This window comes from Synechocystis sp. PCC 7509, from assembly GCF_000332075.2.
Taxonomy (GTDB): domain Bacteria; phylum Cyanobacteriota; class Cyanobacteriia; order Cyanobacteriales; family Chroococcidiopsidaceae; genus Aliterella.
Window position 1 is genome coordinate 1,108,942 of the sequence record NZ_ALVU02000001.1, and the last position, 21,954, is coordinate 1,130,895.

Sequence of the window (21,954 nt, forward strand, 5' to 3'; positions counted from 1 at the left end):
AACACAGACTTTTTTATAAAAGTTCACAGTATCTTGACATACTACTCTCAAAATAGATATGTAAAGCTTAAATTTACGTCTAAATCAAGAGGACAAAATTACAAATTACTAATTACCGGATTGAAGTTACTCGGCTTTCCCCACAAAATGCGTTCTTGCTTATAAATAGCAATACCAGGTTTAGCGCCCTTAGGCTTATAGACGTGCTTGGGTTGAGTATAAACTACCGGAACGCGATCGCTTTGACGGGAACGACTGTAGTAAGCAGCTAAATCCGCAGTAAATTGTAAATCGCGGTCTTCTGCTACAGCACCGGGTTCTAGGCGCAATAGTACGTGAGCGCCAGGAATTTCTTGAGCGTGAAACCACAAATCGTAATCATTGGCTAGGCGAAAAGTTAAGCGATCGTTTTGCTGATTATTACGCCCGATTAAAACCTCAAAGCCGCTAGGAGTGCGAAACCTATGAAAATTTGGGGTTGTGTCAGTTTTAGAAGTAGGACGCAGGTATTGCAAACCTTCCAGAATCTTTTGCCCAATTAATTCCTCGCGGATTTCATAAAGTGCATCTAAATCGGCGATTGATTGATACTTATCTATTTGAGAAATTGCATTTTCTACCTGCTCTAAATAGTCAATCTCTCCCTGTACGTCGTTTAGTAATGGCTCTACCGCACCACGAGCGCGTTTAAGCTTGCCTACTTGTTTATAAAGCTTTTGAGCGTTTTGGACGGCGTTTTTTTCCGGCTCTAAACCAATTGTTACAGGTTGACTTGTATCAAAATCAAGCAAAACAATTTCTTTCATCCCCAGTTGCCATGCTGGCAAATTAGCCATCAACAAGTCGGCTTGCTGGCGGTACACATCCGCCCCTTCGGACTGCTGCAAGCGCTCCGTAAAAGTTCGAGCTTTGAGCCGCAATTTTTCCAAAATATTGCTCAGTTTTTGCAACAATTGATTGCGTAACTGAATAAATTCTTGCTGATTTAACTCCTGTGTATAGTAAAAATCGAGCAACTCTTGAGTATTGGCAACGGGTTTTGTTACTTCCCAACCCATTACTGTATAACCTTTAGCAGTCCAGCCAGGAAAAAATTGTAGTTTCTCTAAGTTTTGCAACCATTCCAGCCAACGGCTAAATAACCTTTGCCAATCGGCGGGTTCTAAACTGGTGGTAGATTGTTCTGGATCTAAATCTGCTGCTCGTACCATTGACTGTACCAAAGCTGGACTCAAACCCCGGTAACTTTTGAGTAAACAGCGTCCTATTGGACCTGGAACTAAGTTTACTCGTTCAATCCAACGCGAATTTTCCTCCTTCACCGATGGTACAGTACCGCTCAATGATGGGGGCAATTCGTAAGTTTGCCCGGTTTGAATTGGACGAACACTTGACTGCTGTTGGCTGACTTGGTGCGCCGCCGTGACGATAACATTACTAGCATCGGTAAGAATAACGTTGCTGTATTTGCCCATAATTTCTACATACAAATGCCACAGAGCGCTTTCTCCGGGACGACGGGCAAATTGCAAATCAATCACCCGTTCCCAAGGGGCGACTTCTTCAAGCGCCACTAGCGCCAAACCATTTAACTGATGAATCAATTGTTGACTAAAGGTAAAAGTATCAGGACTTCGCGGCGGCGGTGAACCCATACAAAAATGCGCCGCTTGGGGATGCCAGCATATTTCTAGCCATCCTCGCTGATTTAATGTGCGTAAAGCGATCGCAATTGTAAAGCGGTTTCGTTGGTATACTTGCTCGGTACGCGCTGGTAGCCACAACGTCCGAATTTCGCAAGTAGAAGCAATTAAAGTTGTCAAGTCAACAGGTTGCAAAGCAAATCTTCTTTAACTAAGAGAATAGAATTAAGTATTTGTTCTACCTTTTGAGGCATATCTAAAGGTAGAAAAATTAAAAAAACCGAGATTAAAACCCCAAAAATCAGGTTTTTAGCTAATTTTAGGCTTGTAAGTCCAAATTTTTGTATATAACATTGAAGTTAGGTTTCAAAGCTTGTCATAAGGCGCGTCGCGTCATTTTTGCATGGATATTCAGCTTATAAATATCGGTTTTGGTAATATCGTCTCTGCCAACCGAGTAGTTGCGATTGTTAGTCCCGAATCTGCCCCCATTAAGCGTATTATTACAGATGCGCGCGATCGCGGGCAGCTAATTGATGCTACTTATGGTCGGCGTACTAGGGCGGTAATTATTACTGATTCTAGCCACGTGATTTTGTCGGCAATTCAGCCGGAAACTGTAGCCAATCGGTTTGTCCTTAGCCGCGAACAACCAGATAATTAGTATAGAGCGCTGTAAATAAAAATTGAATATGTCGAATTTGTGCCAGGGAATGCAAATTTCTAATTCTACTCAAGACAATTGCCCATCTTGGGGGAAGTTAATTGTTTTAACCGGCCCTAGTGGCGTTGGCAAGGGTACTTTGGTGCAAGTTCTCCGGCAACGTCACCCCGAACTTTATTTGTCAATTTCTGCGACTACTCGTTCGCCACGTCCGGGGGAAATTCAAGAGCAACATTACTACTTTGTTAGTCGTAATGATTTTGAAAAAATGATTGCGGGCAATAATCTTCTGGAATGGGCAGAGTTTGCGGGGAACTATTACGGCACTTTGCGTTTACCTGTAGAACAAAAACTCGCCCAAAGCAAAACTGTTTTGCTGGAAATTGAGCTACAAGGAGCTAAACAAATTTCTACTTCTATGCCCGATGCCTTACGGATTTTTATTCTACCGCCGTCTTTTAGCGCCTTAGAGCAACGCTTGCGAAACCGCGCCACCGACTCCGAATCAGCTATTGTTCGTCGTCTTCAACAGGCCCAAATAGAAATTGATGCCGCTTGCGAGTTTGATTTACAAATTATTAATGACGACTTAGAAACAGCTTTGCATCAACTGGAGACTGCTATATTTGGTTAAAGCCAAAAGAGTAGGCAAAAAAAGTAAAAGTTTTCACTTAAAGTAAATACAATTTACCTTTCTTACCTACTCTATTTATCCCGCAAATTTTTAGGCGTGCGGTGAGTTCTCCCAACTAGCCAAACACTCGTTGGATTACTTCTATATTGTCAAGCAGGAAGTAGGCAACTACCGCCCCACCAACGCCACCAATTAGAAAGCTAGTAGCGTAAGTATTCCAACCTTCGGGGGACTTGAAAGCATCAGGTACTTTATTTGCTGTCGTTACATTAGCAACTGGTTGGGGAGGATTGCTATTAGCGTACAGTGCGATCGCAAAAGCTGAAATTGCCACCATACCCAAGGTTGATAATAACCCAGCCAAATTAGCAATATCAGTATCTCGCAGTGGCCCTAGTTTGGCAAAGGGGCCAAGCAGCCAATAACCATGAGCCATACCAGCTTCTATTCCTCGCCGTTGGGTAGTTATCCCTTGGCGGTAAGCTGGCAAGTTATTAATGAACCATTTAACGAGGCTAGAATTATTGATTGGTGTTTCCAAGTCTCCCCACTGCGGATCGCGGTTGGGAGGAAACACAACTTCTCTATTTCTAGGATCGCTAGGGCGATCTTTTGATGCATCTATTGCTTGCGCCATATTTGCTCTGATGTATTTAAACAAGATAGTGGCATCATTTTAGGTTATTTGCTGTAGTTAAATAACAGTTTTCGTTGCCAACTTTAGAAAAATTAATTAAGCTAACTTTTGCTAAATAATCACTAAAAAAACTCGCAATCTATGCTATGGAAAAATTGCAAATTTCTACCTTTAGAAGTAAGACTAAATTACAGTTATTAGCTATTAGCTAAGTAAATTACCTGGTTGACAAGTAATCTATAGGAGCTAACAGCTAATAAGATTTTATCGAAGTAGTAAATAGCTACTGCTACGGCATAGGATGAAAAAGCAAGTCAGGGAAACTGTAATTGAATAAAGCCCAAGTAGTGAAAGCAACAGAAACTGAAAGCACTGCCAGCACTGGCGCTAGAGAAAGATACTGAAGAAAGTAGGTTTTTTGGTCTTCTTTATTTTTCATCAATTGACATCCAAAATAAACGGATAAATTAAGCTAAATTAGCGCGGCGAAACAGGTATTTCTTCATCTTTGGCGTAAAGTTCGCCAGATAAAAATTCCGAAGTAGCTGCCAAAGGCCAAGTAGCACCTCCGACGGTACATTGCAGCGCCAAAGGCACGTCAATGATAATTTCCTTGCTTTCGGGAGAACCGTCTAATTTCTTGATGGCTCGGATATAAGAGCGACCTGCCCAGCCAATCCAACCAGCAATATAAAGAAAGAGAATGCTAGGAATAATAAAATCTCCAGCACGGTCGAGGCGACCATCAACAATTAAATGGGGCAAACCTTCAGGACCGCACTGGGCTTGAGCATAACGCTCAAAACGTTTTGCGCCGGATTGAGGGTCGGAAGTTGTGTTGCGGGCATCTTTTGCCCGTTGAAGAAACGCTGGTGATTCACTACAAGGTACTAGGTTAGCTCCCGGTGAAGCTGAGGCTGGAGGAGCAAAGTTAAACCAGAAACCAATGACTAGAACCAAAGCAAACAATCGTTGCATGAAATTGTTTCCCTTTGTTACAAAACAAATAAAGTTTGTTGTACGAGCGAAAAATCTGCTCTTGAGGGTTTCCCTCTACAGAGTTTTCCCAGAGAGCGGATCTTGGCGGTAGCAATAGTTATACTGCCGATTTTCCCCAAGAGCGAAAATGCTTGTACAAGTTTTTTTGGGGAGGCGAGTTTGACCGGAAGCATAACGATACCTATCAAACTCGCGCTCTGAGCTTGGAAGTTATCATACTCTTGTCGGCGATCCGAGAAGGGTTTAAGTAAATAAAAGTTTAAGTTTCTCAAACAATACAAGCAGGCAACTGCCAGAAATATAGTAAATTAAGCGTTGATTTCAAAAAATGGCAACTATCTTAGCAATAGAAACTAGCTGCGATGAAACTGCCGTGGCAGTAGTAAACAATCGTACCGTTTGCAGTAGTATCGTAGCTTCTCAAATTCCCATTCATAAAAAGTACGGCGGGGTAGTACCAGAAGTAGCATCGCGCCAGCACTTAGAAACCATCAATAGCGCGACTTCCGCCGCCCTAGAACAGGCGCAAATATCAATAAACCAAATTGATGCGATCGCCGTAACTTGTGCGCCAGGGCTTGTAGGGGCGCTAATGGTAGGCTTATCTGCCGCCAAAACTTTAGCAATTTTGTACAACCTGCCATTAATCGGAGTACATCACCTCGAAGGGCATATTTACGCCAATTGTTTGAGCGAACCTAGTTTAGAGCCGCCGTTTTTAAGTTTGTTAGTTTCTGGCGGTCATACCAGCTTGATTTATGTCAAAGATTGCGGCGGATACGAAACCCTGGGGCAAACCCGCGACGATGCGGCGGGAGAAGCTTTTGACAAAGTAGCCCGATTATTAGACTTAGGATATCCGGGCGGCCCAGCCATTGATAAGTTAGCTCAAATCGGCAATCCCCAAGCTTTTGCCCTTCCCGAAGGCAAAATTTCTCTGCCCAAGGGTGGTTATCATCCTTACGATTCTAGTTTTAGCGGCTTAAAAACGGCGGTGTTGCGGCTAGTACAGCAGCTAAAGGTTGAAAACGTGGTTGTTCCCGTGGCAGATATCGCTGCTAGTTTTCAAGAAACTGTAGCCCAAAGTCTCACCAAAAGAGCCATTGCTTGTGCTATCGATTTCGGTCTAGACACTATTGCTGTAGGTGGTGGCGTAGCGGCAAATAGCGGACTGAGACAGCATTTACAAAAAGCTGCTACCGATCGCAATTTACGCGTACTATTTCCACCGATGAAGTTTTGTACCGACAATGCGGCAATGATTGGCTGTGCGGCGGCGGCACACTTTGAGCGCGGACACACTTCACCATTAACTTTGGGAGTGCGATCGCGTTTACCACTAACAGAAGTTATGCAACTCTATCAGCATTAGGGAATTGCCATTACCCCTATCTAACCAAAATAGAACGAATTTCCCTAGCCACAGCATCTGTTTGTTCTAGCATTGCCAAGTGTCCGCAATTGGAAATTTCTAATACATTGCCTTGGTTGCTTTGAAACAACGGGTGAAAGCTTGCCAGATGACGTACATATTTTGGTTCCATAATCTGGTCTTGCTGTCCGGCAAAGAAATACACAGGCTGAGACAATTGAGATACTAACGAAGGTAATCGGTTAACTTCTGCCTCGGTGGTCGAGTCTAAAAGCGTGCCTAAAGCAGCTTCGGGGTCAGCCATTACAAAATCAATTACTCTTTGCCGACCCCACTTTTGGGCGATCGGATTAACTACGTTAGCGCGGGTAAATATTAAGTCAACTAAAGGCAAATAACAAAGCCAACGCGGACGGATTTTTACTAACTGCTGACCGGCGGCGCGAAACTGCTCAAAAGCCTCTTTGAGATAAACTCCTCCACCCGCATTAATACAAATTACTCCTTTAATTTGGGTACTACGGTCGGCAGCCCATAGCGCCACCGTAGCGCCTAGAGAGTGACCAATTAACCAGGCGTTGTTAATATTTAACTTTTCTAACAAAATTACTAAATCCTGGGCATAAGCCGCCGCCGTGTAGCAATTAGAAAATATATTTTCCGCCGTCGCCTCTAAGGAATTGGTCTGAAATGGGGTAATGGAGAAAGAATTATTTGTTAACTTAGTTTTTGCTGTGTTGGGCGCTAAACCGCCAATCGATTCACCAAAGCCACGTAAATCGTAAGCCAAACACTGGTAATCGGGGGCAAATCCTTCGATTAAAGGTTGCCAGTATTTACGACTTAATAGCCAACCGTGAATAAAAACTAAGGTCGGAGAACTTGACGCAAAGCCCGTCAGTTCGTAGCTATGTTCAATTCCCAAAATTTCAATAGTTGCCATAATAATATCCTATCCCTAACACCCCTCCGCTTTGAAACTAAAATGCGCAAGAAACTGACTTAGTACCAAATAAAGCAGCTTGACAAGCTATTTAAAGATTTGGAGCTTGAAAAAATATACTTTTAGTTTTTTGCCAGCAAGAAATTGATCCCTGTCGTATATCGGATTGTAAACAAAGTGTTAAAGTTGAAAATGGTTAGGTAAAAGCATCATTGGCTTCTAGGAGTCTATACAAAGCAGAAAACTAAATTTTTCTACTTATTTGCTTTTATACCAAGGATAAAGTTTTGCTTCTTGCTTATGACTTTATCTTTATTAACCAATACAGTCAGATAATTTTACTATCGAACCACGTTGGCATGGGTTTTTGGAAAAGCTGGTTTAACGGTGCTGAAACTACCACGGAAACCAAAATAACGTCGGGCGATGATTACACAGCCCTAGAAGCCGTTAGCGGTTTTTCTGCTAGTGGCGATCGCACAATTGTGTTTAGTAGCGATCGTCATATCGATCTTTATGAACTGGAAGAACTTTGCGATGCTGTTGGTTGGTCGCGTCGTCCTTTACGTAAAGTTAAAAAAGCCATTGAGTTTAGTTTTCTTGTCGCCTCAATGTGGGAAGTACGCGGGACGGGAAAACGTCTTATAGGCTTTGCCCGTGCTACTTCCGACCATGCCTTTAATGCCACTATTTGGGATGTAGTCGTTCATCCCGATTTTCAAGGCAAGGGCTTGGGCAAAGCAATGATGAAATATATGATTAAAAAACTTAGGAGCGAAGATATTAGCAATGTAACTTTATTTGCCGATCCTCAAGTAGTGGACTTTTATCGCGGTTTAGGCTTTACTGCTGATCCAGAAGGAATTAAAGGGATGTTTTGGTATCCAAGTTGAAGCCGTTCCTACTAGACAATTAAATGGTTATTTGTTATAGTCTTACTTCTTGTGTTAAGTTAGTGGACGAGATTAAATCCGGGATGTAGCGCAGCTTGGTAGCGCGCCTGCTTTGGGAGCAGGATGTCGCAGGTTCAAATCCTGTCATCCCGATTGAGAAAAAATATCTAAAATAATTGCAATTAGTTACAATTTATGCTGCAACTAAGATAAAAAACAGTGCCAATTTTCAAATTGGTAACAAAATCTTGTCCAAGCAGCTTACTTAGATCCGGTGAAGTAGGAACGATTTTTCTTTGCCCAGCGTCAACCATAAACAAGTGTAGATTGTCAGCGATTAGAGATTTTGTCCAAAAACCTTTGTTTCCCTGAGAACGCCAGGAACAAATTGTGCCAAATTTTCAACAGCTAAAACTAAGTAGAATTATATTGAGCGGGCAAAAAAAGGAATGAACGATAGAATAGCTCACATAAATTGTTCCTCCTCATCACACATCGAATCAATAGTAAGTAAGATATAACCGTTTGACTGATAATAATTGGCAACTCATGCCAGGAGTATTCATGAAATCAATGTTTAATTTGGGTGCAAAGTTAGGGATAGTTAGCAGTGCCATCATCGGCTCGGCAATTGTCGGCACCCTCAGCGCGATCGCCATGCCTCAAGAGAAAATTGTCCAAAAGCTAGGGCCAGTACCTGTATTTACCATCACTGATGCCAAAGGAGCGCCGCTAGTAGCTTCTAATAGCGACAACGATAAGCAAGGAGGAGTTGCGGGGGTATTTATCAATCAACGGGATGCAGAAGCGTTCGTCAATCAGCTTAAAACCAAAAACCCGGAACTAGCTAAAAGCGTCCGGGTAGTTCCCGTCTCTTTGGGTGAAGTATATAAGCTAGATCAATCTACCGCCAACAAACCTAACGCCTTAGACTTTGCTTACGTACCAGCCAAGCAACAAGTAGATGCAGCAATGGCAATACTTAAAAAAGCAGGTCAAGATGAGAAAAAGTTTCAAGGAACGCCGTTGTTTGTCGCTAAAGCTGGCAAAGAAAAAGGCTACTTAACGGTAAAACAAGCAAATCAACAAGTAATTCCTTTCTTTTTCAACCAAGAAGAATTGCAAACAATGCTAGAGCGCTTCAAAAAACAACAACCAGACTTAGCTTCTACTGTGGAAATTCAAGTAGTGAACTTAGAAGGGGTAATTGAAACGATGAAAAGTCGCAACGATAACCAGCTAGACCAAATCATGTTGGTTCCACCCAAAGAATCAATAGACTTTGTTCGCAGTCTGCAACCAGCAGCGCAACCACGTAAAAAATAGGTTGGTTAGTGACTCAAAAGCTGTGGGTGGTTTCGGGAGACGAACTTTGGCAGTGGCGTAAAGCCGCCCAAAAAGCGGCGATCGCAGCTAAAGTTTTACCAAGCGAATTAGACTGGCTGCTGCAAGAAGTAGCAGGACTTGAAAAATTAACTCTACGCCTAGAGTCTTTTCAAGATTTGCCCCAAATTCCCCTACAGCTAAAGCTTGAAGACTTAGACAGGTTATGGCAAAGACGGCTAGAGGAGTGCTTGCCAGTTCAGTATATTGCTGGAGTTGTGTTTTGGCGAAACTTTAAATTAGCGGTTTCTCCAGCAGTACTGATTCCCCGCCCAGAAACAGAGCAACTAATCGATCTGGCGGTAATGGCGACAAAAAGTAGCCCCCCACTCCTACAAGGACACTGGGCAGACTTAGGGACGGGTAGTGGAGCAATTAGTGTAGGACTTGCGGAGGTATTTCCGCAAGCAAAGATCCATGCTGTTGATTCCAGCCAACAAGCTATAGAAATCGCGCTGACTAATGCTCAATCCTTGGGTTATGGAAATCGCATTAACTTCTACCAGGGTTCTTGGTGGCAGCCTCTAGCAAGGCTCAAGGGTAAATTTAGCGGTATGGTGTCCAATCCTCCTTATATTCCCAGCGCTTTAGTATCGCAGCTACAACCGGAAGTTGCCCAGCACGAACCAAAGCTGGCTCTAGATGGCGGCGAAGACGGCTTAGACTGCTTGCGCTATTTAGTTGACACTGCGCCAGATTATTTGCAGAGTGGGGGGGTTTGGTTGGTAGAAACTATGGCGGGACAAGCAGAAATTGTTGCAAAGTTGCTAGGCGATCGCCAAAGTTATACTAATATTTCAATTCATGCCGATTTAGCAGGCATTGAACGTTTTGTTTTAGCTTTAATAAAGTAATTAAATTTTCAAAAAAACTAACAATGACGCAAGCAACGCGGCAAGAATTGATAGAGGGAGTTCTTGCTGGCAATTTAATTAGTTTTCCCACCGATACAGTTCCAGCTTTGGCAGCTTTACCGCAAAAAGCACCATTAATTTTTGCCGCCAAGCAGCGCAGTCAAGATAAACCGCTAATTTTGATGGCGGCCGATGCTACCGAGCTTTGGGATTTTGTGGCGGGGAGTAGAGAGGAATTATTAATTTGGCAACAAATGGCGGCAACTTATTGGCCTGGTGCAGTAACTATGGTGCTACCAGCTAGCGATCGCGTGCCTAAAGACATCAACTTAGCAAGTCCTGATACTGTTGGCTTGCGCGTGCCAAATCATGCCGTTGCTCAAGCTATTTTGGCTCGTACTGGGGCGCTGGCTACTACTAGCGCTAATAAGTCGGGTAAACCACCATTACAAACCCTTGAGGAAATTGCTGCTGAGTTTCCCCATGTTCTAACTTTACTACCTACATTAGGTGGAGAACCTTTAGCCAGTGCTATGCCTTCTACAGTTATTAAGTGGATTGGTAACAATTGGCAGATTTTACGTTTGGGAGCGGTTACGTTAAAGACTTGATTTACGCAATTAATTATGGATTTGGCTAACTGGGTATATTTCGCAACGGGATTAGGAGTGGGATTAGGGAGTCGTTGGTTAAAGCCGCCAAGAGTTTCTACTTCTGCACCAGTTATTCCCCTACAACAATCAGATATTTGGCAACAAACCCAACTTGCTTACTTGATGGCGCAACAAATGAGCCAATTTAAAGGGGGTTTTTTGGCGCGTACTTCTCATGAATTGCGATCGCCTTTGAGTAATATTATTGGTTTACATCAATTAATTTTGTCCGATTTATGCGACGACAAAACCGAAGAACGTCAATTTGTTGCCCAAGCTCATGAAGCAGCCTTGGAGTTAGTCAAGCTGATCGACGAAATCCTCAATGTTTCCAGAATCGAGCAGGGGACTAATAAACTAGAAATTCAACCACTACAATTAAGTTTTGTTTTAGAGGAAGTTTGTAATATTTTACGCATGGTAGCGGCAAATCGCCGCCATCAGATAAATCTATCGCCGCCGCCTCCAGAAATTTATGTTTTAGCCGATCCTCGCTGGTTGCGGCAAATAATTCTCAATCTAATCGATACAGTGATTCTCGGCGTTGAAGATGGCACAATTTTGTATCTATCGGTTTCTTTAGTGCCAGAAACTGAATTTGTTTATATTTGGATAGATGCGCCCTTAGCTGCTAGTAATTGGAATGAGCCTATCAATTTAATGCAATCGACGGGTGCTAGTTGTGACACTATTGGTTGCAAAGCACGTTTTGTTGCTGAGTATAGCCTAAACAAAACTTCCCCCGGATTAGGATTGTTACTTGCTCAAACTTTGTTGGAAGTTATGCAAGGCAAATTAGAAATTTTTCCTGCGCCTACAAATAGTGAACTATCGCCCACAACGCGAATGCAAATTTCTATCCCCCGATTAACTCTTGATAATGCGCTTCTAGAGCTTGAACCTTAGCTATGGGTTGATTGTACAGTACCATTGTGGTGCTAGAATTAGCTTCAAAGCCGATTCTTTCATAAAAGCTTTGTTGATGAGTTGTAGTTAGGTAAATCCTCTCAACTTTATTCATACGGGGATGACTCAAAACCGTTTCTACTAACTTGCGTCCCAATCCTGCACCCCGGTATTCTAGATCAATTACCACATCCCAAATAGTCGCGCGGTAGATACCGTCAGAAGTCGCACGAGCAAAACCAATTAGCTTTTGATTATCCCAAACGCTAATTACTGGTTCGCTGTTTTCAATGGCAATATTCAAGTCTTCAATTTTACGCTCGGTTGCCCAAAAAGCTCCTAACTTCAATAGCGCTTGCAATTGAGTTAGATCGATAACGGATTTGCGATCGCAAAATCGTAGGTGGCTACAGTCCATAGTTTTTTTTGTAAACCAAAATTTATTGTAACTTTTTCTTTACATTTATTCAATTATGCAAAATTTTTAATTTAACCACCGCTCACGGGTGGAATTAAGACTACTTCATCACCATCTACTAAAGGTGTATCAGGAGAAACAAATTGCAAGTTGACCCCAAAGCGAGTAATTTCTTGCCATTTTTTTAGTTCGGGATGTTGAGAAATTAGGCGTTCTAAAACAGCGAAAGCCGGAGTTTGGGGCGGAAACTCTAACACTAATTCTGATTGTTGGTAAGCCTCTTGATAGGCTGCAAACAACTTGACAGTAACAGTAATTGCTTGAGACATCATAATTGGGAATTGGTTATATTAAAACTATTACCTATTACCATATTTTTTCTAGTCGCCGAAATTCTTGCTCTACTTGCGACCATAGCTGACGATTTTGAGGATCGGTTTTTAAGGCTTTTTTGAGAAAAATTCGGGCTTTGTCTGGCTGCTTTTGACCAATTAAATAACTTCCCCAACGCCAGTAAGATATTGCACTCCAAGATTTGATTTCTTTGTCATAAGGTAAACGTCGCGCCAAACCTTCTGCTAAAGCGATCGCTCTAGGGAATTTTTGATACTTCCATAACTCTTGTAACTGTTGATAATAGTCATTTTTTAGCTTTTGTTCGGCAACAGATAATGGTGGCGATGTGGGGCGCGTTACTTTAATTTTTGGCTTGGTGGGAGCGATTTCTATAGGCGGCGATTGCTGGGTTGATGCTACCAGAACTTGGTAGGCTGCCGCTAAAGCAATGAATTTTTCCTTGGCCGCGATATGGTCGCCGGGATTAATATCAGGGTGGTATTGCCGCGCTAATCGTCGGTAGGAAGCTTTTATTTCTGCTAAGGTCGCTAAAGGCGACAATTCTAACAAGCGGTAACAGGCGGCAATGTCCATAAAGTTAAATATTGAATAGCCTTTAGGGTTTAATCTAAAGGCTAATAGCATTAATTGCGTTCTTCAATTACCCGGTCAATTAAGCCGTAGTCTTTAGCTTCCGCCGCCGACATAAAATAGTCTCGGTCTGTATCTTTCTCAATTTTTGCCAATGGCTGGCTGGTTCTATCTGCCAGCATTTGATTGAGTTGATGACGCAGGCGGAGAATTTCTCGCGCTTCAATTTCGATATCGGTTGCTTGACCTTGAGCGCCCCCGGCGGGTTGGTGAATCATAATTCGGGCGTGAGGCAATGCCAAACGCTTGCCCTTAGTACCCGCCGCTAGCAAAAACGAACCCATAGAAGCCGCCATACCCACACAAATCGTCACTATATTTGATTTGATGTGCTGCATGGTGTCGTAGATTGCCAATCCGGCGGTAACAGAACCACCAGGAGAGTTGATGTAGATATAAATATCTTTGCTTTGATCTTCAGAATCTAGATACAAAAGTCTGGCAATGATCGAATTTGCCATTCCATCAGTGACTTCTCCACTTAAAAAGATGATTCGTTCTAGGGAAAGGCGTTCGTAAATATTTATCCATTGGGTGTAAGGCTCACCTGGAAAGCGATGGGGGACTCTAGGAATACCAATAGGCATAATAAATTCTCCAGGAGGGGGTTATAAAAATTATCGAGCAACAGCCAGAGGTTGAGGAAGGTCTTTAGAACTTTCCAAAACTTTGTCAATCAAGCCGTATTCTTTGGCTTGGTGAGGAGTCATGTAGTACATCCGATCCATGTCTTTGGCAATTTTTGTTTTTTCCTGACCTGTATTAGCAGTGAGAATATCTAAGATAATCTCTTTATTGACAAAAACTTCTTTGGCGTGGATTTGGATATCGGTAGCTTGACTGTAAGGAGCGCGGCGGCGAGCTTGATGCAGGACGATGGTAGCGTTGGGCAAACTTGCTCTAAAGCCTTTAGTGCCAGCCGAGAGAATCATAGCGGCAGTTCCCATTGCTTGCCCAATACAAATAGTATGGACTGGGGGCTTGATATAGTTCAGCGTGTCGCAAATGGCGAAAGCCTCGGTTTCTGCTCCGATCGCATCGCCGCCATACCAAGAAGTACCCGTAGAGTTGATGTAAATATAAATAGGTTTTTCTGGGTCGTCGTATTGCAAGTAAAGTAATTGAGCAATAATTAGCTCGGTTACATCTACCCCAAGTTGCTGTTTATATTCATCTGGTGTAACTAAAGGTAGTCCCAAGTAGACAATTCGTTCTTTTAAAAGTAACGAAGGTAGATCCGGTGGTGGGGTTCTGTAAGAAGAATCGCCAGAATAAGCGGCTTGGACAGCCTTTACTTGTGTCATAGCAACTAATGCCTGAAATAATACCAATATATGTAATACATCCTAGCGCGAGGCTAGGGCTAGTAGAGGTACGGTTTTCTAGCTATAGTACCGATAATCAACTTATAGGCGATCGCCTGGTTAATTTTTTGCCCAACTTAAAATTTTGCCGCCAGTCAAAAAATCTTCTTTAATGCCAACTAAGTTTTCCGCTAGGCGATCGCACCCTGAATTAAGACATCCCTCAGATTGGCATTTAATCGGGATAACCGTTGAAGAAGACTATTTTTAACTTAGGCGATCTTTTGGGGACGAAACGTAAATAGGTAGGAAAATTTGACTTGTCTGCACAACCAATCAATGGCTATAGGTGCATAAATACCTACTACAGTTCCCAAAATAATGTGTGCGGCTGGTTCTGTAATGCCAAATAATTTTTGCAAGCATATCCGCGTTCCTGCCGTACAGAGGGTATGAACTACATAGATTTGCAATGATAATAGTCCCCATAGTTTCACAAAACTAGCGACTTCAAACCGATCTAATAAAACGGCACAAGCTATCGTAGCACTTACCCCAATCATAGCAACGATGGGAAAAATTCCTTGATTCTCTGCCATGTTAAGCCAGACAATTGCTCCTATTGCCAGAAATCCACTGGTAGTTATTAAGATCAAAGTAGGAACGTTGATTCGATCTAAACTAGGCATGAGTCGGTTACTAACTGTTGCACCTATAGCAAAATAAATTGTGAAGCTACACACTAAGTCTAAAACTTGCCAGGAAATTAAACTAAGTTGTAGTACGTGCCAACAATATAAAACAATAGAAAAAGCTAAGAACTGAAGGGGAGTAATTTTAAAATCATGGGCAATTTTATAAAGGATTAAAATGATAAATAAGACGTAGAAAAACCAAAATACAAAGATTGGCTGATAGATAATTTCCCAAAGGCTGGTCAGCGATATGGAGCTATTAGTATATTGAGATGCTAAGTAAACTAAGACCCCTTGGATAATTGACCAGACAAAATACGGATAGGCAATGGTTTTTAGCTTGTCTACAATAAAGGTTCTAAAAGATTTTGATACTCCATACTGAATGAGCAATCCAGAAAGAAAAAAGAAAATTGGCATATGGAAAGCATAAATCCACTGGTTAATTGACTTAGCTATAGATGGAGCGAGAATTGAACTTTCTTCTAACCCCCGGCATACGTGTCCAAGGACTACTAAAAAAATGCCAATACCTTTAGCATAATCAATCCAATAAATGCGGTTTTTCTTTGGTACATTCATCCTTTTTGCTCCAAGGCTGTGATGTTATGTAACGATCTTATTTTGGTTTTTTAGAAAACTACATTATATCTTTCTGTAGAGGGATACATTATTTAAAATTTTGAGATTTTGTATAATTAATGACACTGCTAAAATTGCAAAATTCACGATAGTTGCTACTGTGCAATAATAGGCAATTGTGAACTGTCCTAGAATGTACCTAATGGTCGAATCGTCAAAATGTTTGGATTCACAAGGTTAAAAAACGATTTCTCTGCCGCGATCGCAGTTTAAAGTTTGTCTGCCATCCTTAAAAGAAAGCAATCGACTTTACTGAGGGTTTTTTCAGTCCGCTCCTACAAGAAAATGAGCTACTTTAGGTAAAAGTCTATACATTATGCTTAAAGTTGCGATTAGCATGATGGCTCAAAAGCTAACAATTTTTAGGTAACGTTAATGTTTAGAAAATTAGAGATAAATGCAAAATAATAATTTTTAATTGCATTTTTTTATATTATGTCGTTGAACTGATAACAGTTTGATAAAGAATTGAATTAGACTATTTAAAGATATCAAAAAGTTTGGATGTCATAGGCAAAATATACAAACAAAAGTAAGTAATTAATATTATGTTTTTATCTAGATGGGCAAAAGATATTAATTCACAATCTCTTGTATCGTTAGATAGTTGTAGTTAGGAATCGCCATGAAGGTTTTACTCCAGCCAGTTTTAAATGATGTTAACTTAGATGCAAATCAACTCAATAGTCAGCGTCAGTTAGCAATCTCAATTAGCGCTGTTTCTCCTAGTAGCAATCGGACTGTACCGCTAAACTTGTGTCTAATTCTCGATCGTAGCGGTTCGATGAAGGGACGACCGATGGAAACGGTTAAACAAGCCGCAAATCGAATAGTAGATAAGTTATCTTACGGTGATCGCTTATCAATTGTAGTATTCGATCACCGTGCCAAAGTATTAGTACCCAATCAATTAGTTGAAGATCCAGAGGCAATTAAGGCACAAATAAACAAATTAAAAGCCGATGGTGGTACGGCAATTGATGAAGGGATGAAGTTAGGGATTGAGGAATTAGGGAAAGGCAAAAAAGAAGCAATTTCTCAAGCATTTTTGTTGACTGATGGGGAAAACGAACACGGAGACGACAAGCGTTGTCTAAATTTTGCCCAACTAGCAGCCGAATACAATTTAACTTTAAATACGTTAGGCTTTGGCGACCACTGGAACCAAGATATTTTAGAAAAGATTGCCGATATAGCTGGCGGCAAGCTGTCTTATATTGAAGAAGTCAATCGCGTAGAGGAGGAATTTGGACAACTATTTAGTAGCATTCAATCGATTGGTTTAACTAATGCTTATTTATTATTTTCTCTAGCGGCAAATGTGCGTTTAGCTGAGTTAAAACCCATCGCTCAAGTTGCGCCCGATACCGTGGAATTATCAAGTATTGAAGAAGCCGACGGACGATTGGCGGTGAGGCTAGGCGACTTATCAAAAGATGTCAGCCGTGTAATATTGGCAAATATGTATGTAGGGAAGCTCCCTCAAGGAAAGCAAGAAATCGCTCAATTGCAGGTAAGGTATGACGATCCCGCTCAAAATAAATCGGGGATACTTTCAGAAATTGTTTCTGTAGAAGCTAATATTGTTAGTAATTATCAACCGCAAGTCAATCCCAAAGTACAGACAAATATTTTGGCTTTGGCAAAGTATCGACAAACCCAGATGGCGGAAGCAAAATTACAACAAGGCGATAGATCCGGGGCGGCGACGCTGCTGCAAACGGCGGCGAAAACAGCGCTGCAAATGGGCGATAAAAATGCGGCTACGGTATTGCAAACGAGCGCTACAAGGTTGCAGGCGGGAGAGGAATTGTCGGAGAGCGATCGCAAAAAAACGCGAATTGTCTCCAAAACTGTATTGCAATAACGTCTTTATGCTGACTTTTTGTGAGCTTTCCACGTACCTCCATAGGTATAAAAAGGATTACTTTGCTTAATTGTTGGCAAACAGGAATCGCAGACAAAAAACCATTCGCCATTTTCTCGATCTTTAACTCTATATAAAATCGGTACAGTCAGACTACACCTGTCGCAAGCTTTGATTCTTTTTGTACGCGCCATCCTAAGCCAAAGCTGAAGCTTGAGTTCGAGCAAAAATCATTCTCCCCGCAGAAGTTTGTAAAGCGCTAGTTACCACCACTCGCACCTCTGCACCTACAAAAGGGCTACCTTCTTCTACTACTACCATCGTGCCATCTTCTAAGTAACCAATGCCTTGACTAGGTTCTTTGCCTTCTTTGAGAATTTTGATATCTATATTGTCGCCGGGAAGATAGCTAGGACGAACAGCATTAACCAAATCGTTGACATTTAAAACCGGAACTTTTTGGACGCTGGCAACTTTAGATAAGTTGTAATCGTTAGTTAGAAGCGTACCGTTAATTTCTTGAGCAAATTTTACTAACTTAGCGTCTACGGTGGGGATATCTTCGTAGTCTGTGGAATTGATAATAATCCGTTCTGGGTAAGATTCTTTAATCCGGTTAAGAATTTCTAGTCCGCGCCGTCCTCGGACTCTTTTTAAATCTTTCGCACCATCCGCCAGTTGTTGCAATTCTTGTAAAACAAACTGCGGTACTAAAATTTGTCCTTCTAAAAAGCCTGTTTCAAGTAAAGCTTCGATGCGACCATCGATAATGCAGCTAGTATCTAAAACTTTAGTAATCGAAGGCTTGAGTGTACCTTCCGCAACTAGCATTGATTCGACGGTATTGGGGTTAATAATCCGTAAAAAACTCCGCCCGTGAGTATCGGCGAGGCTAATTCCCGAAAATGCGGAGATGAAACTACCAAGGATAGCAACTAAAGGTTTAATAAAAGCAAAGTCTTCAGGAATTGGCAGCAAAAATAACGGCGCTAACATTAAGTTGGCGACCAATAAGCCCGCTACTAAGCCGATAGTGCGAGTTAAAAGCACATCTACAGGCATTTCTCTGACTTGAGTTTCCAAACGACGATAGGTAATTTGAAAACTCAAGCCGACGGCGCCGCCAATAACGCCGCCAAAAATGCCGACAATCAAGCGCAACGCATCTTGGTTTGTAACTTGCTGTTGTACTGCTATAGGTAGCAATTCGAGGCTGTAGAAGCCGATTCCGGCTCCGGCTATGATAAATGAAAAGATTATAATTGCATCAAGCATGGTTTTAGCCACTTGAATAATTTGGCAGAAATTTCTAAGTAGAAGATTAATCAACCAATTTGATATTGTTCTATGATAGTATTTTTGCTGTTTTTAAGCGCTAGTTAAAATTAATACTAGCTTACATAGAAATTATAGTTTCTTCAGAAAAATAATTAACCTCTTAGTGTTTAAGAGCAAATAATTAGAATATTAATTAATTTTTAAGGTAATTACAGTTGGTTAAATCAAGGTGTTAAGCGATTTATTAGAAGTTTTTGCGCCGCTAAGTCTAGAGAGTCCTAGTTCTGCTTACGTGCATATTCCTTTTTGCAGAAGGCGATGTTTTTACTGCGATTTTCCCGTAAAGGTAGTAGGCGATCGCGCGCGGGGAGACAATTCTCGTAGTATCTGTGATTATGTACAAGTAATAAAGCAAGAAATTGCCGCAACTCCAAACACCGGGAAACCTTTACAAACAGTTTTTTTTGGCGGTGGTACGCCTTCCTTGCTGTCGGCAAATCAACTTACCCAGATAATCGAAAGTCTCGATCGCCAATTTGGGTTAGCTTCCACCGCAGAAATTTCTATGGAAATAGATCCCGGTACTTTTGATTTAGAGCAGTTGCAAGGCTATGTAAAGGCGGGGATAAATCGCGTCAGTATGGGAATACAGGCATTTACCCAAGAGTTATTAGAGGTGTGTGGGCGATCGCACAGCGTCGATGATATTTGGAAATCTGTAGAGATAATTGGTCAAGTAAATGTACCCAGTTTTAGCTTAGACTTAATTTCTGGCTTACCACACCAAACTTTAGCTCAATGGCAGGAATCAATCGCCACGGCGGTGAAAATTGCCCCCAATCATATTTCTATCTACGATCTGACTATTGAGCCAGTTACAGCTTTTGGCAAGTATTATAAACCAGGAGTTGCGCCCCTCCCAACGGATGAACTTACGGCTCAAATGTATCGTCAAGGCCAGGAAATTCTCACCGCCGCAGGTTACGAACATTACGAGATATCTAACTACGCTCGCCAAGGTTATCAGTGCCGTCACAATCGAGTGTATTGGGAAAATTCCCCTTATTATGGCTTTGGTATGGGTGCAACTAGCTACGTCCTTGGACAGCGCTATACTAGACCCCGCAAGACTAACGAATACTACAACTGGGTGGGAGAATATGTTATTGCTGGCGGAGTCTTAGATTGTCCACCCACACCTTTAGATGAGAGGTTGTTAGAAACACTCATGTTGGGATTGCGTCTTAGAGAAGGGGTAAATTTATCTAGCTTAAGTCAGTTATTTGGTGCAGCTAAAAGAGACAAAATCGAGCAGTGTTTGCAACCTTACCAACAGCAAGGCTGGGTAGAATTTGTCAAGGAAGAAAGCTCGAAATATGCCAGGCTTACCGATCCAGAAGGCTTTTTATTTTCTAACGTGGTACTGGCGGCTTTATTTGAGCGATTAACTTAAAGAGATAAGTTAAATATCGGGTTTAAAATAATTCCAAAACCCTTCGCCAGAATCAGCCCGAATTAGTCCCAATACTACGTTGGGTAAGGTCGCTAAACCAGGATAAACTAAATAGCGCGGCTGCCATTGGGGTTGAAACTTATCTTTAAAGGAATGCAATCCTTTAAAATTGTAAAACTTGCTAAGATGAGCGCTCAAGTAGCGCAAACCTTGTTCTAAATGGGGAGATCCTTTCGTGTCTCCTACTCCCGCAAGGGCGGATAAACCTAAATTGAAACTGTCGTAGCCTAACTGTTGAAAGTGCTGCAACATTGAAGCAAACAAAAACTCCATTGTCCCATTTTCTACTTCTAAACGCCGTCGCATCAAATCGACACTTACTTGCTTACCTTGATAGGCAGGAAATACACTCGCAAAGGCGCAAATATTGCCATGAGAATGCACCACAGCTATATGTAACCCGCGCACGTATTCATCTGTAAACCAACCAACAGAAAAGTGTTTTTCTCCTCCTTTGGTTAATTGCAGCCATTCATTGGAAACTTCTTTTAGTTGCACTAGCAAACTATCGGCAATAGGAGGAGTATAAAATTCAATCTTATGTCCGGTTTTAGTGAGGCGATTAATTGCTGTTCTTAAATTTTGGTTAGCTTTACCAGTGAGGCTAAAAGTAGCAAGATTAACGATCGCTTCCTCGCCAATTTGTAAAACTCGAAAACCCAAAGACTTGTATAGGTCTAAGTTATCAGGCAAAGTTTGATAAAAAGCTGGATACCAATCATTGCGATCGCAAAAGTGTTGAAAACCAATAATTGCTTCTTTTACATCTGTGTTTGCGCCGATGGGATCTCCAAGAGCGATCGCACTGCGTCCTTTAGCCACATAGGCGATCGCACTTTCACCCGTCGGACTAAAATAATAAGACTTATCTTCTAGCAATGCTAGTCGCGTCAAAGACGTTTTTCCGTACTTAGTAGCAATTCCTTTTGCCCGTCGCCACTGGGCATTATCAGCACCCTGACGGGCTAAAACTGGGCGCAACAGCATCACTACAGCATAACTAAGAGTAATAGCTCCCACTAAATAAATTGAATTAGCAAAAAATTCACCAAACTGCGTTTTAGCCCGTAAGCCTGCATTATCTTCGGTGAAAAACATTGCCAAAGTTTGAATAGCGGCGGCAGAAAGATTGAAATTTTCCGAAAATTGGCGATCAAGTAAATAAAAGCCAGCAATGCCATAAGCTAACGTAAATAGTAACGAACCAATTAAAACTTTAATTCCTTGAGCAATAGCAGGGCGATCAGAGGAAGCGGTAAACACATTGCGCATTAAGATTAATTGCATCAGCAACATAGCGGCAAGTATGCTTTCTTCGTAGTCCAACCCCTTGATTAAATGACTGAGAATAGACACAACTAATAGCCCAACAGTCAGCAACCAAGCTACTCGCTTGCGTCGAAGCAAATTAGTAGAAAGCATTAGCAGCATAAAGCCAGTAATTGCCGCAAATATATGCCCCCCAGCGCGGAGGGGGAAAGGGAAAAACTCATCTAGCAATTGAGTGCGGTCATAATAGCTTAAAGATACAGCAGACAATAGGTTGACGATCCCCATCAAACCAGTTATGAGTACCGCTATCCATAGCCAAATTCGAGTACGTTGAGTTAGCAAAATATTTCCTTGGCTAATTGAGGCTATTTTTTCAACTAAGTCTCGCAAACTGCGC

Annotated in this window: 25 protein-coding genes and 1 tRNA gene; 12 read left to right on the top strand and 14 right to left on the bottom strand. The window is 41.8% G+C overall.

The annotated features are described in order from the left end of the window. Positions 1-98 precede the first annotated feature (98 nt). On the bottom strand, positions 99-1,838 hold the full coding sequence (locus SYN7509_RS0205650; protein WP_009631133.1) for an Rqc2 family fibronectin-binding protein: 1,740 nt from the start codon (positions 1,836-1,838) through the stop codon (positions 99-101). A 208-nt stretch (positions 1,839-2,046) separates the two neighbouring features. Between SYN7509_RS0205650 and remA the strand changes: the two genes are divergently transcribed. Then, positions 2,047-2,307: an extracellular matrix/biofilm regulator RemA gene (remA, locus tag SYN7509_RS0205655; RefSeq protein WP_009631134.1), complete on the top strand. Its 261-nt coding sequence runs from the start codon at positions 2,047-2,049 to the stop codon at positions 2,305-2,307. A gap of 49 nt (positions 2,308-2,356) precedes the next feature. Beyond that, positions 2,357-2,941: a guanylate kinase gene (gene gmk / locus SYN7509_RS0205660; protein WP_009631135.1), complete on the top strand. Its 585-nt coding sequence runs from the start codon at positions 2,357-2,359 to the stop codon at positions 2,939-2,941. A gap of 115 nt (positions 2,942-3,056) precedes the next feature. On the opposite strand, the gene SYN7509_RS0205665 is transcribed toward gmk, so the two are convergent. The 3 genes from SYN7509_RS0205665 to SYN7509_RS0205670 all read right to left on the bottom strand — a co-directional run bounded on the left by SYN7509_RS0205665 (position 3,057) and on the right by SYN7509_RS0205670 (position 4,556). Beyond that, complete coding sequence (locus SYN7509_RS0205665; protein WP_009631136.1) at positions 3,057-3,578, bottom strand: photosystem I reaction center subunit XI; 522 nt, start codon at positions 3,576-3,578, stop codon at positions 3,057-3,059. A gap of 289 nt (positions 3,579-3,867) precedes the next feature. After that, complete coding sequence (locus SYN7509_RS28280; protein WP_009631137.1) at positions 3,868-4,017, bottom strand: Photosystem I reaction centre subunit IX / PsaJ; 150 nt, start codon at positions 4,015-4,017, stop codon at positions 3,868-3,870. A gap of 38 nt (positions 4,018-4,055) precedes the next feature. Beyond that, positions 4,056-4,556 (bottom strand): photosystem I reaction centre subunit III, encoded by a 501-nt coding sequence (locus tag SYN7509_RS0205670; protein ID WP_009631138.1) that lies wholly within the window; start codon positions 4,554-4,556, stop codon positions 4,056-4,058. Positions 4,557-4,905: 349 nt separating this feature from the next. Here SYN7509_RS0205670 and tsaD point away from each other — a divergent pair, with 349 nt between their 5' ends. Continuing rightward, the gene (tsaD, locus tag SYN7509_RS0205675; protein WP_009631139.1) at positions 4,906-5,949 is read left to right on the top strand and encodes a tRNA (adenosine(37)-N6)-threonylcarbamoyltransferase complex transferase subunit TsaD; all 1,044 of its coding nucleotides are present in this window, start codon (positions 4,906-4,908) and stop codon (positions 5,947-5,949) included. 16 nt (positions 5,950-5,965) lie between these two features. Here tsaD and SYN7509_RS0205680 read toward each other — a convergent pair whose 3' ends face one another. Continuing rightward, positions 5,966-6,892: an alpha/beta fold hydrolase gene (locus SYN7509_RS0205680; RefSeq protein ID WP_009631140.1), complete on the bottom strand. Its 927-nt coding sequence runs from the start codon at positions 6,890-6,892 to the stop codon at positions 5,966-5,968. A 359-nt stretch (positions 6,893-7,251) separates the two neighbouring features. Between SYN7509_RS0205680 and SYN7509_RS0205685 the strand changes: the two genes are divergently transcribed. The 6 genes from SYN7509_RS0205685 to SYN7509_RS0205710 all read left to right on the top strand — a co-directional run bounded on the left by SYN7509_RS0205685 (position 7,252) and on the right by SYN7509_RS0205710 (position 11,581). Next, a complete protein-coding gene (locus SYN7509_RS0205685) occupies positions 7,252-7,785 on the top strand; it encodes a GNAT family N-acetyltransferase (protein ID WP_028954121.1) in 534 nt (177 codons plus the stop codon). A 79-nt stretch (positions 7,786-7,864) separates the two neighbouring features. Continuing rightward, positions 7,865-7,938: transfer RNA gene (locus SYN7509_RS0205690), tRNA-Pro, on the top strand. 372 nt (positions 7,939-8,310) lie between these two features. Next, entirely contained in the window at positions 8,311-9,111 is an 801-nt protein-coding gene (locus SYN7509_RS0205695) for a Tic22 family protein (RefSeq protein ID WP_227501475.1), read from the top strand. 8 nt (positions 9,112-9,119) lie between these two features. Then, on the top strand, positions 9,120-10,022 hold the full coding sequence (gene prmC / locus SYN7509_RS0205700) for a peptide chain release factor N(5)-glutamine methyltransferase (protein ID WP_009631143.1): 903 nt from the start codon (positions 9,120-9,122) through the stop codon (positions 10,020-10,022). Positions 10,023-10,045: 23 nt separating this feature from the next. After that, positions 10,046-10,633, top strand: coding sequence for an L-threonylcarbamoyladenylate synthase (locus SYN7509_RS0205705; RefSeq protein ID WP_009631144.1), 588 nt, complete (start codon positions 10,046-10,048; stop codon positions 10,631-10,633). Between the two features lie 15 nt (positions 10,634-10,648). Continuing rightward, the gene (locus SYN7509_RS0205710; protein WP_009631145.1) at positions 10,649-11,581 is read left to right on the top strand and encodes a sensor histidine kinase; all 933 of its coding nucleotides are present in this window, start codon (positions 10,649-10,651) and stop codon (positions 11,579-11,581) included. Here SYN7509_RS0205710 and SYN7509_RS0205715 read toward each other — a convergent pair. From SYN7509_RS0205715 to SYN7509_RS0205735, 5 genes are all read right to left on the bottom strand, one after another. Further along, positions 11,532-11,999, bottom strand: a complete 468-nt coding sequence (locus SYN7509_RS0205715) for a GNAT family N-acetyltransferase (protein WP_009631146.1) — start codon at positions 11,997-11,999, stop codon at positions 11,532-11,534. The genes SYN7509_RS0205710 and SYN7509_RS0205715 overlap by 50 nt on opposite strands. Positions 12,000-12,070: 71 nt before the next feature. After that, on the bottom strand, positions 12,071-12,331 hold the full coding sequence (locus tag SYN7509_RS0205720) for a MoaD/ThiS family protein (protein ID WP_009631147.1): 261 nt from the start codon (positions 12,329-12,331) through the stop codon (positions 12,071-12,073). A gap of 34 nt (positions 12,332-12,365) precedes the next feature. Next, positions 12,366-12,980, bottom strand: coding sequence for a J domain-containing protein (locus SYN7509_RS0205725; protein WP_009631148.1), 615 nt, complete (start codon positions 12,978-12,980; stop codon positions 12,366-12,368). After that, complete coding sequence (locus SYN7509_RS0205730; protein ID WP_009631149.1) at positions 12,980-13,573, bottom strand: ATP-dependent Clp protease proteolytic subunit; 594 nt, start codon at positions 13,571-13,573, stop codon at positions 12,980-12,982. The genes SYN7509_RS0205725 and SYN7509_RS0205730 overlap by 1 nt, the downstream gene beginning before the upstream one ends. A gap of 30 nt (positions 13,574-13,603) precedes the next feature. Then, positions 13,604-14,290 carry an ATP-dependent Clp protease proteolytic subunit gene (locus SYN7509_RS0205735; protein ID WP_009631150.1) on the bottom strand — a complete coding sequence of 229 codons (687 nt, stop codon included), beginning with the start codon at positions 14,288-14,290 and terminating at the stop codon, positions 13,604-13,606. A gap of 145 nt (positions 14,291-14,435) precedes the next feature. Between SYN7509_RS0205735 and SYN7509_RS31235 the strand changes: the two genes are divergently transcribed. Then, positions 14,436-14,561 (top strand): hypothetical protein, encoded by a 126-nt coding sequence (locus SYN7509_RS31235; RefSeq protein WP_255327286.1) that lies wholly within the window; start codon positions 14,436-14,438, stop codon positions 14,559-14,561. 1 nt (position 14,562) lies between these two features. Here SYN7509_RS31235 and SYN7509_RS0205740 read toward each other — a convergent pair whose 3' ends face one another. Then, entirely contained in the window at positions 14,563-15,567 is a 1,005-nt protein-coding gene (locus tag SYN7509_RS0205740; protein WP_009631151.1) for an acyltransferase family protein, read from the bottom strand. A 685-nt stretch (positions 15,568-16,252) separates the two neighbouring features. On the opposite strand from SYN7509_RS0205740, the gene SYN7509_RS0205745 reads away from it, so the two are divergent. Continuing rightward, positions 16,253-17,494, top strand: a complete 1,242-nt coding sequence (locus tag SYN7509_RS0205745) for a vWA domain-containing protein (RefSeq protein WP_009631152.1) — start codon at positions 16,253-16,255, stop codon at positions 17,492-17,494. A gap of 5 nt (positions 17,495-17,499) precedes the next feature. On the opposite strand, the gene SYN7509_RS28285 is transcribed toward SYN7509_RS0205745, so the two are convergent. Both SYN7509_RS28285 and SYN7509_RS0205750 read right to left on the bottom strand, forming a co-directional pair. Beyond that, a complete protein-coding gene (locus tag SYN7509_RS28285; RefSeq protein ID WP_071994147.1) occupies positions 17,500-17,688 on the bottom strand; it encodes a hypothetical protein in 189 nt (62 codons plus the stop codon). A gap of 1 nt (position 17,689) precedes the next feature. After that, positions 17,690-18,769, bottom strand: a complete 1,080-nt coding sequence (locus tag SYN7509_RS0205750) for a PIN/TRAM domain-containing protein (protein WP_009631153.1) — start codon at positions 18,767-18,769, stop codon at positions 17,690-17,692. Positions 18,770-19,001: 232 nt separating this feature from the next. On the opposite strand from SYN7509_RS0205750, the gene hemW reads away from it, so the two are divergent. After that, positions 19,002-20,225 carry a radical SAM family heme chaperone HemW gene (gene hemW, locus SYN7509_RS0205755; protein WP_009631154.1) on the top strand — a complete coding sequence of 408 codons (1,224 nt, stop codon included), beginning with the start codon at positions 19,002-19,004 and terminating at the stop codon, positions 20,223-20,225. Positions 20,226-20,234: 9 nt separating this feature from the next. Here hemW and SYN7509_RS0205760 read toward each other — a convergent pair whose 3' ends face one another. Next, entirely contained in the window at positions 20,235-21,947 is a 1,713-nt protein-coding gene (locus SYN7509_RS0205760) for a phosphatidylglycerol lysyltransferase domain-containing protein (RefSeq protein WP_009631155.1), read from the bottom strand. Between the last annotated feature and the right edge of the window lie 7 nt (positions 21,948-21,954).